Annotated in this window: 8 protein-coding genes; all 8 read right to left on the minus strand. The window is 25.8% G+C overall.

Going from position 1 to position 10,012, the window contains the following annotated elements:
• Positions 1-144: 144 nt before the first annotated feature.
• Positions 145-1,776 carry a DUF2142 domain-containing protein gene (locus BR82_RS0113520; RefSeq protein ID WP_084300855.1) on the minus strand — a complete coding sequence of 544 codons (1,632 nt, stop codon included), beginning with the start codon at positions 1,774-1,776 and terminating at the stop codon, positions 145-147.
• A gap of 53 nt (positions 1,777-1,829) precedes the next feature.
• On the minus strand, positions 1,830-2,687 hold the full coding sequence (rfbD, locus tag BR82_RS0113525; RefSeq protein ID WP_418080439.1) for a dTDP-4-dehydrorhamnose reductase: 858 nt from the start codon (positions 2,685-2,687) through the stop codon (positions 1,830-1,832).
• Between the two features lie 58 nt (positions 2,688-2,745).
• On the minus strand, positions 2,746-3,528 hold the full coding sequence (locus BR82_RS0113530; RefSeq protein ID WP_027090614.1) for a glycosyltransferase: 783 nt from the start codon (positions 3,526-3,528) through the stop codon (positions 2,746-2,748).
• Between the two features lie 16 nt (positions 3,529-3,544).
• Entirely contained in the window at positions 3,545-4,525 is a 981-nt protein-coding gene (locus BR82_RS0113535; protein WP_051592845.1) for a glycosyltransferase family 2 protein, read from the minus strand.
• A gap of 81 nt (positions 4,526-4,606) precedes the next feature.
• On the minus strand, positions 4,607-5,830 hold the full coding sequence (locus BR82_RS15965; protein WP_034865143.1) for a lipopolysaccharide biosynthesis protein: 1,224 nt from the start codon (positions 5,828-5,830) through the stop codon (positions 4,607-4,609).
• On the minus strand, positions 5,820-6,167 hold the full coding sequence (locus tag BR82_RS0113545) for a DUF2304 domain-containing protein (protein WP_027090616.1): 348 nt from the start codon (positions 6,165-6,167) through the stop codon (positions 5,820-5,822). The genes BR82_RS15965 and BR82_RS0113545 overlap by 11 nt, the downstream gene beginning before the upstream one ends.
• Positions 6,157-6,885, minus strand: a complete 729-nt coding sequence (locus BR82_RS0113550) for a glycosyltransferase family 2 protein (RefSeq protein ID WP_027090617.1) — start codon at positions 6,883-6,885, stop codon at positions 6,157-6,159. The genes BR82_RS0113545 and BR82_RS0113550 overlap by 11 nt, the downstream gene beginning before the upstream one ends.
• A gap of 1,506 nt (positions 6,886-8,391) precedes the next feature.
• Positions 8,392-9,714: a glycosyltransferase family protein gene (locus tag BR82_RS0113555; protein ID WP_084300857.1), complete on the minus strand. Its 1,323-nt coding sequence runs from the start codon at positions 9,712-9,714 to the stop codon at positions 8,392-8,394.
• Positions 9,715-10,012: the final 298 nt, after the last annotated feature.

The following is a 10,012-nucleotide window of genomic DNA, read 5'->3' on the forward strand; positions in this document are numbered from 1 at the left end:
AAAAAAGTCGTGGAGCTTTAAAATGTTTACGTATTTGGAAAAAAGTCATCCACGACATTAGTTATATTATCATATAATCATTAAAATAAAAAGACTGTTTCAAATATTTTTATTTGTCAACAGCCTGAGTGAAACTATGTTTCACTATAATACTAATGGAATCAAATTAATAACTGTTATTGCAGACATTATTGGGATGATCACTAGTAAAAAACTTATTAATTTTTGATTTAAATATAGCTTACTATTTTGTAATGGAATCAACAACAAAAAGATGATTGGAATATAATATCGTCCTTGCACCCCTTCAATTACTGTATAGCCACTAGGTGTCCATGCTAAAGCCATTGCCAGCATAACTACTAAAATTACACCTAATGCAATTAAAAAATATAATAACTTATGCTCGTGAGTAAAAACATCACGATCTGATTTTTCAACAAAAGCACTAACAATTAAGATACCAATCCAGCTATTGATTATCCATGTAGGTATTGGAATTACCAGCCAGCCCATTAATGAACCAATTGCAGTATTAATATAATAGCTGCCTTTTTGTACAAATGTATTTAAAAACAGCTGAATTGTACTAGGTATATTGCTTAACATTTCTGATAAAGTATACGAAGGTGCTCCTGCCCAAGGGACAATACTTTCCCCTGATACTGTTTCAACAGAACTTATTTGGTCGTTATTTAAAAAAGAACGGTAATTTAAAAGAATGATACAAATTATTACTATTAAGAAAATAATTATTTTTGTTTTTTTAGCATAAGGCTCCCCATTAGGATTAAAATATTTTGCAAGTATTGGAATTACTAAAATAAACGCATATGCAGAGCCTTTATTTGCAAGCAAAAGTATCCCTGATAAACCATATACTATCACATCTTTTAATTCTACTTCATTGGATTGATAAACAAAAAACATTCCATAAGCAATACAAAAAAACGACGCTGAATTAATAATCGTATCATAAGATAATGAAAACATCTGATGACTTGCCATTGGTAACATCGTAATTGCAAACAATAGCACTTTTCCAAAAGGAATTTTTTTAAGAGCTAAATAAGTAAGAGCTAAATAAAAAATAAAATTGCATAATCTAGCCACATACACGGTAGTGACAGCTCCTAAATGAAGTACTCTTGATACTGTTGTTCCTAAAACAGCTGGAAAATAGCCAAATAACTGTCCTAATCCTGGGGATTCAACATCTATATTTGAGTAATTATTATCTTTGCTTAGACTAAAAATATTATTATAAATATAATTATAGTAATCATTATTGCCAACTGTTGTTTGCTGGTTATATAGTTCAATTTCACTATTTTTCATAGTTATTTTGTTATTTTCTTCTTTTAACATTATTTGACTTGATAAAGAGAATGTGTTTTGCATATGTACCCATTCATCGGGTACTATTCCTGGAGGAATTAATAAAGTATAAATCAAGCCTAAAGGAATTGCACAAGTTATAAATACTTTTTCTAGCTTATATTCATCTTTTAGTATTTGATTAATACCTAAATAAAGAAATACACAAATACACATTGAAACAATTGTATAAATGATTATAAAACTAAATGGTTTATCTATTGGGCGGTATTTACTAAACAGATATACCATCATTATAATTACAATTATCATAGATATAACTTTATGAAAGGTTTTATGTTCTTTCTCTTTATCTTCAACTTCATAATCCGCATTTAAGTTATTTTCTATCTCGTTTTCTTCAAAATATATATTATTTTCTGTTTTAGCATGTTTCATTAAACCAACTCCTAAAAATGCTAGTATTTTTTATAATACTAGCATTTCTACTATTAATAATCAATTTCTTTTAAATATCTATTTAAAGCATCTTGCCAGGCAGGTAAACGATCAAATCCATTTTTATCTAACATATCTTTAGACATTCTACTATTGCTTGGTCTTTTAGCTTTAGCAGGAAATGCATTAGAATCAACAGGAGTTACTTCAACATCCATTCCAGCTTGTTTAAAAATTTCACAAGCAAATTCATACCATGAACATATTCCTTCATTTGTCGCATGATAAATTCCATATTTATCTGTTTGAATCATATCAACAACTAATTTTGATAAATCATATGTATAAGTTGGGGATCCTATTTGATCATTTACAACACTAACAGCTCCACGTTCTTTACCTAAACGAAGCATAGTTTTTATAAAATTATTACCATTAACACCAAATACCCAAGCAATTCTGACAATAAAAAATTTATCTAATGCTTCTACTGCTAATTCTCCTTCATATTTTGTTTGACCATAAACATTTAATGGTTGTCTTTTATCATACTCATTCCATGGTGTTTCACCTTGTCCATCAAATACATAATCAGTTGAAAAATACATCATTGGAATATCTAATTCTTTACATACATTAGCAATATTCTTTGTTCCTTCTACGTTTACTTTAGTACAAGCCTCTATTTCATCTTCAGCTTTATCTACAGCTGTCCATGCTGCACAGTGTATTACCGCATTATAATTTCCTTCTTTTATTACTTCTTCTACTTTTTTAGCATCTGTGATATCCATTTCTTCAACATCTACACCAACTGCATCAATATTTCTTTTTTTACATTCATTGACAATATCATATCCTAATTGTCCTTTAACACCAGTTACTAATAATTTCATTTGATTTCTCCTTATAATAATAATTTTTAAATTTTAAAATATTTATATATCTGTTTGCTATTAATATTTCTACCTACCATATTAATGGCTTAATACTCTTTTGATAATAACACATTCCTAGTTTTCTTCTAATAATGATATAATAATAATATATCAAATGCCCTCGATAAAAATATTTTAAATCACGTTTTAATATTTTAAAACGTATTTTTGCTTTTTTACCAGAGTCACTTACTAATGAAAAATCTTGAATTAAAATATTATCTTTCATAATTACAAATTTCTTATTTCTATTTTTCATCGTTCTCATAAAATCATGATCAACAAAATCTAAGAACATATTTTCATCATATTGATAATCCTTAAAAATTTCACTTTTAATTATCATTCCACTATTAATAGCTGACATATTTTCATTATTAAGCATATCAATATTTTTTGCACGATGACAATATAAATTTTTCATAATTGATGGTGACAACAACCCTAATTGATCTTCTACCACAGGTAAATATATATCACCAGGTTTATTATTAATATATCTTAATGCTTTTTCAAAATATTGCTTCCTGACAGTTGTATCATCATCAAATATACATATTAATTTTGAGTTTTTATCGATCTGTTGTAATCCTTGGTTATAGGCTTTAGGTAACCCTTTATTCCCACCCATACTTATATACTGATAATTATAGTCTTTTACAATATCTTCATTATCAAAATTTTTTGTACTATTATCAACAACAATTACATTAATATCTTTTATCTTTCTTAAATCTTGAATAGTTTTTGAATCATGATAATTCTTATTATATATTACCAAAATCACATAAAAATCTTCTATTTTATAGCTCATATATTATGCTCCCTAACTATATTGTACAATAAATTTTTAAAAATAAATTGATTACTTTAAAATCAATCATCCTCACAAAAAGCCATACGATCAACTGATAATTAATACTTTCTCCTTTTATTTTAATAATTCCTAGATATTTGTTCTTATTAAAATTTGGAAATCTTTCTTTTAACCAAATTATATTTTCATTCAATGTATTTCTTACCAATTCATAAGGAGTATGTCTTGTAGCATATAACATATACCATACATTTAACTTAATAAAATAATATTCTATTAAATCATCAATAACAATATTGTTATCTATTAGCTTATCGTATATTGAATTTAATAAATAATCAAACTGTAAACCATTTGATAAACTTTTATGTGCTGTATTAGACACACTTGCTTCATTATAAAACCAGTTATACCCTACATAATTAATAATTTTTATTTTTTTAGTAAGGGTAACTGCCTGGATCGTAAAATTTATATCTTCTCCAATATTAGAGTTTAAAAATTTTATCCCATTATCTTTGATATATGATGTTCTATAAATTTTTGCCCAAGCAGCAACAATTTTAAATTTTGAATATTCATAGTCTTCTAATATAACTTGATCAACAATTTTATTATCACTATTAGGCCTTTTATATCCTCCAATTACAACATCTAAATCGCCTTTTTCAATCTCAGAAACAAAAGTATTTAAATAGTCACTATCAAAATAATCGTCATTATCAATAAATAATAAGTATTCCCCTGTTGCTAAATCGATCCCTTTATTTCTAGTTTGAGAAACACCCATATTTTCTTGCTTAATACTTTTCATCTTATTTAAAAATTTATTTTGATATTCAGTTAATATCTCCCATGAGTTATCTCTTGATCCATCATCAATTGCAATTAATTCAAAATTATTATAATTTTGCTCAAAAATACTATCTAAACATCTTTTAAGATATTCTTGTGCGTTATAAACTGGTAAAATTATTGATATTTTTTTTTCCATTATAACCTGCCATTCCTTTCCGACTGTATTCAAAAGATATGTATTTAATAAAAATCTCAAAACTTTTTTAATACTATAAATCTATTCTTTTATTAATTTTTTATATTCATATTTAAAATAAATTGTATATAGCACTCCATGCCATAACATCGTTCCGAAATATGCATATGTTGCACCATGAATACCAAATTTTGTTATTAATAAATTTGACAACATCCATCCTACAATAGCACTGCTAATATAAATTACAAGCTGCAAATTATTTTTTCTCATTGTAATTAAACCTGTGGAAAATACATTAGCTAAAGCATATAAAATTGACCCAAAAATAATTATTAATAAATCATATTTATACGCTGATAAATCTATTGCATATACTAAACTTAATACTGGTATCCCCAACAAATAAGCGGCCACTTCTATTACAATTCCAAATAATATGATAAGTTTAACAATTTTATATACTAAAGATTTAAATTTTGAATAATTTTTATCATTATATGCTTCTACTAATTCCGTCAATATTGGTCCCATAATATATTGACCACATAAACTTATTACTGTTGCTGGCATGACAATTATATTAAAAATTGTCTGAAAAGAATCATCCATCATTCCATCAATTGTATATTTAGGTACATTAACAATATAGATTGCTAAAAAAGAAAATGCAAATATAGTAAAACCAGTTTTAAATAAATTAATAACTTTTTTAAATTTTACTTCTTGACGGTGAGTTAATTTTTTTGCTGCTGGAAAATCAAATAAAATAATTACTAATAAATTAACTATAATTAATCCATAACAAGAAAATATTAAATTTTTTGTTGTTAAATCTATAATAAGAAAGACAACAATAGATATTATTGATTTAAAAAACTGTGACATACCACATAAATATAGATAATTTTGTTTTTGCATATATCCATATAATGTATCACTAAAAGCTTCTAAACATTTATATAAAGTTAATGTAACTATTATTATATTCTTTTCTATAGAATAATTTTTTATAAAAATATAGCCAAAACAAATCAGCATCATCAATGCACATGTTATTATTTTATGTACTAAATACTCTGTATCATTCAATTCACCCTTTACATCAGAAATCTGATAAGTTCTACCAGCATAGATACCAATAACAAATAATAGACAAGCTAATGAAAAAGCAAAACTAAATATTCCACCATCATCTATACCATTAATTCGATTAATTATAATTAAGAAAAAAAGCGAATTAAATGAGTTAAATGTTAATCCTAATGTATTCCAAATCACATTCTTTTTTAAATTATTTTTCATTATCATTTACCTTTTTCTTTAACATAGATACTTCTTGTATCAATAAATTGATTTTTGTCGTTTGTCCCGCAATTATAACAGTAAGTGCGATTATAATTAAAAACAATATTACGAATAAAAAACCTGCAACAAGATTAGATATTGTTTGAAATCCAAAAATATTAGCCACAAATTCAAATAAACTTGGAACTAAGGCCAATAGAACAATTGCAAATGAAGGAACATACCATACTAAAGCAAACTTCATTGGAATTCTGCCTCTTTTCAGAATCACTGTAACTACTACAATCAAGAATAATCCAACACATAATAATCCTCGTACTAAATTATTTGACATGTTTAAACCTCCTCATCCCAACAACTAAAACTGATAGAACAACATTAATCATAAAATACACAGTCTTCCACGAGTTAATCGAAGAAACGCCACCTAATCTTTCATTCATAGAAACTGGAACTTCTTTAACTCGATAGTTTTTTTTCAATAATTCAGTATTAGTTACTGGTTCAGGATAATCAATCGGATATGATTTTGCAAAATCAGCAATAACACTTTTATTTGCCGCCCTAAAGCCAGATGTCACATCATAAATTTTTTTACCTGTGACTAGTTTAATTACGATTGAAATTACTTTTATACCTACTCTTCTGGCAGATGATGATTGAAATTCGCTAACCCCTTTCTCTACAAATCTAGAACCAATTACAAAATCAGCTTCATTTTCTATAATTGGTTTAATTATGTCTCTTACATAGTTAATATCATGCTGTCCATCACCATCATATTGAATAGCAATATCATACTCTTTTTCATATGCATATTTATAACCAGTTTGTACTGCTCCACCTATTCCTAAATTATGAACTAATGGAACTACTGGAATATTATTATTCTCACATATTAACAATGTGTCATCTGTTGAACAATCATTTATCACAATAACATCATATTGTGTTCCGTTATCTTTGTTATATGCAATTATTTTTTTATACGTCTCTAAAATACAAGCTTCTTCATTATATGCAGGTATTATAATTAATACTTTTTTATTCATATTAACCTTACATTCCTTTCCGCCTGCGACTACAAGGCACACATAGATATGAATAAAGTCTTGTTTTTGCAGGCATTTTACTTTATATTCAGATTATTAACTCTCCGCACTTTATCTCTGCTCTTATGAATTATAACAAATATAATCATAAGAGTAAATGTTAAACATTTTATCACTAGCAATAACAAATAAACTTTTTTATTTAAAAGATTTTATACTGTAATGTGAAGATAATTGTATCTAAAAACATAATAATACTTATCTTCAATTGTATAATCTTCATATAATCAGATTTCTAATTATAAAAATAAATACATCTTAAAACTGATCAACATAAACTCCTTTAAAAGTAAGGGAAATCGTCAGAATGGTATCAAAAAACATTGAAAAATTATCACAACATTATATTTTGTCTATCTTCATTCAACTTTATTCAAAAACACTATTAATAGTAATAATTCTTACATCCGTTTTTCTTTTTTGCTATTCTGAACAACTCTATAAATCTTTATAGAATACCTAAATCTGAGTTCTCTCCTAAAAATATTGACTTCTTATTGGATAATCACATTCCTTCTTATCGCCGTTTACTTTAATATAATCAAGGATAGATTGTATTAGCTTGCCTTATGCTGAAATCTTAGAATCAACATAATCATTTTTTTAAATCTCTGACATCTCTACTGGAGACAAATCTAAGTATGACCATATATGTTCATCAAGCTAAAAGAAACAAGTCACATCATACTCCTATCGACAATACTGCATACTTCGCTATTCAGCGTTTACAATATCAAACTCGATTCTAACAGCTATTTCTTTATTTTTAGTTATGTACCTAAAACCTGCAATGAAACTACTAGAAAATATTTTAATATCTATAAAAATATTACCAATATACCTATTCTGTTCATTTTACTTTCAATTGTCTCATGCATACTTATGCTATGAATTTTCTTAAAGCTGGTAGTGCTTTTCTTGATCTGTGATATTGTCTTAATCATAGTTCACAGATTTTAATGGCTCATTATATGTATCTCTTATTCACCATATATAAAGACGATAAGGACAATTCTTAATAAAAAGAGATGACTCTTGATACATTGCAAATACCTTAAAAGATTTATACAACACATACCGCCATCCCGCTTTATCAAAATTCAATATTATTAATTCATGTCCAATAATAACAAAAAAACGAATATCCTATCATGCTAAACATTACTGAATCAACCACTTGATAGATTGATTCAAATAATAATGACCAAGATGCAAATACCTAAAATGTCACAAAAATTTTATATTTTTCTTATTAAATTCACCTTGATTAACTTCACAAAAAACACCATTTTGTTTTAGAGAAGGCTATCATGTCTATTTTATCACTAAAACATTTGAGATTAACAGTATTTACTAAAATATTTAGATTATTTCTACTTATTCATAACAAAAAGTTTTTATTTGTCCGTTCTGATTTATTATCATCTATTTAAAATTAATATATAATTATGTATTCCAAGTTGGTGTTGCAGATATTATGTATCCTCTGTAATATACTGTTATTAAATATATTACAAAAATAAAAATGGTTGAAATTACTGCGATTTTTCTAATACTACGCTTCGAGATTTTAATTTCACATTTTGCACCTATATTTTGTAAACAAGGCAGAAAGAAAACTAAGAATGGATGTAAATATCTTCCGCTTAAATCATCAAATGAATCTGTTGGAATATTAAAAATCATATAAAAACCTGCATAAATACCTATCCAATTTACAAAAAAGATTGACGCCATACCAATAGTAGTTTCCTTATTCCATAAATGTTTTTGTTCTGAAATCATTACAACAAATAATAACAATATCCATAATATATTAATCATATCGGGCAATATAGCTGGTACTATATTAAACAATTCTTTTCCTCTTCTACCTGCACTCGCCATATTCAAATAATTATCAAAAAACAATTTGATAAATTGTTTCAAGTCAAATATATTATTGAAGATAAAAATCATAATCAAAATTATAAAAAAAGTTAGTAATATAAATATTATTTTATATATTTTTTTTAATTTTTTAAAATAATTATTTATAGGTATTATTATCATTGGTAAAAAACAGAAACCTAAAAAAGCAAAAATATAATTATTTTTAGCAAATAATAGTAAAATAACTGTTAAAATTGTAAAATATATCTTATAAGAATTGAGTTCTTTTAAGCTTTTTAATTTTGCTAAATTTAATAAGTTTATTACAAACATTGCAAATACAATATATGAATATACATCATAACTTGGACTAGCTATTTTTTGCATAAATGGTATTGAAAACAACATAAATAAAGACCATTTACCTATTTTACTAAATTTAATAATCATAGCCATAAAAATTGAAAAGAATATTGAATTAAAAATTCTAGCAAAAAATAACATAAAACCATAACTAGGATATACTAGTCGTGCTAAAAGCACTCCTATTGCTGCTGGTAAATGTGCTATATCTTTTTTTACTATACTATTTTCATCGTCTAATAAATTAAATTTTATACCATCATTTTTTACATCATCTAACACATTTGAATTAAATGATTTTATATCAAGAACTGTAACTAAATCAGAATTTCTAGTAATTGCTTGCATTTCAAAATTTCTAAGTATTTCCTCATTCATTGATTCTGGATGATTTGAAGAAAAAACATTATAACATTTACTTAAATGATATCCCTCATCACCATTAGATAATGGAAAAGTTACAATTGTAGATACAAATCCAAATATTATAGTTAAAAAAAAGAATATAAATTCCAATGTCATTAAGTTAGGCATTAAAATACTGAAAAAGCTCTTTAATGTAATTTAAAGAGACTTTTTTATTTAGCTATTGACAAATAGTGAGAATCGTGTGGCTAGTAATGAATAGCAAAATATTCATTACTAGCCCTTTTTAGTAGATGTATTTTTTAGGAGGTATTACATATGATGAAACATTCAAATTCAAACATCTACTATTCACCAAAAAAGATCAAAAAGATTCTCAATCAATCTATCGATTTTACTCTTGAAGGGATTCAGTGCTTCTGCCATGATCCAATCTCAAATTTTACTCGTAATCGCTTATTACCTG

Source organism: Thomasclavelia saccharogumia DSM 17460, assembly GCF_000686665.1.
In the GTDB taxonomy this organism is placed as follows: domain Bacteria; phylum Bacillota_I; class Bacilli_A; order Erysipelotrichales; family Coprobacillaceae; genus Thomasclavelia; species Thomasclavelia saccharogumia.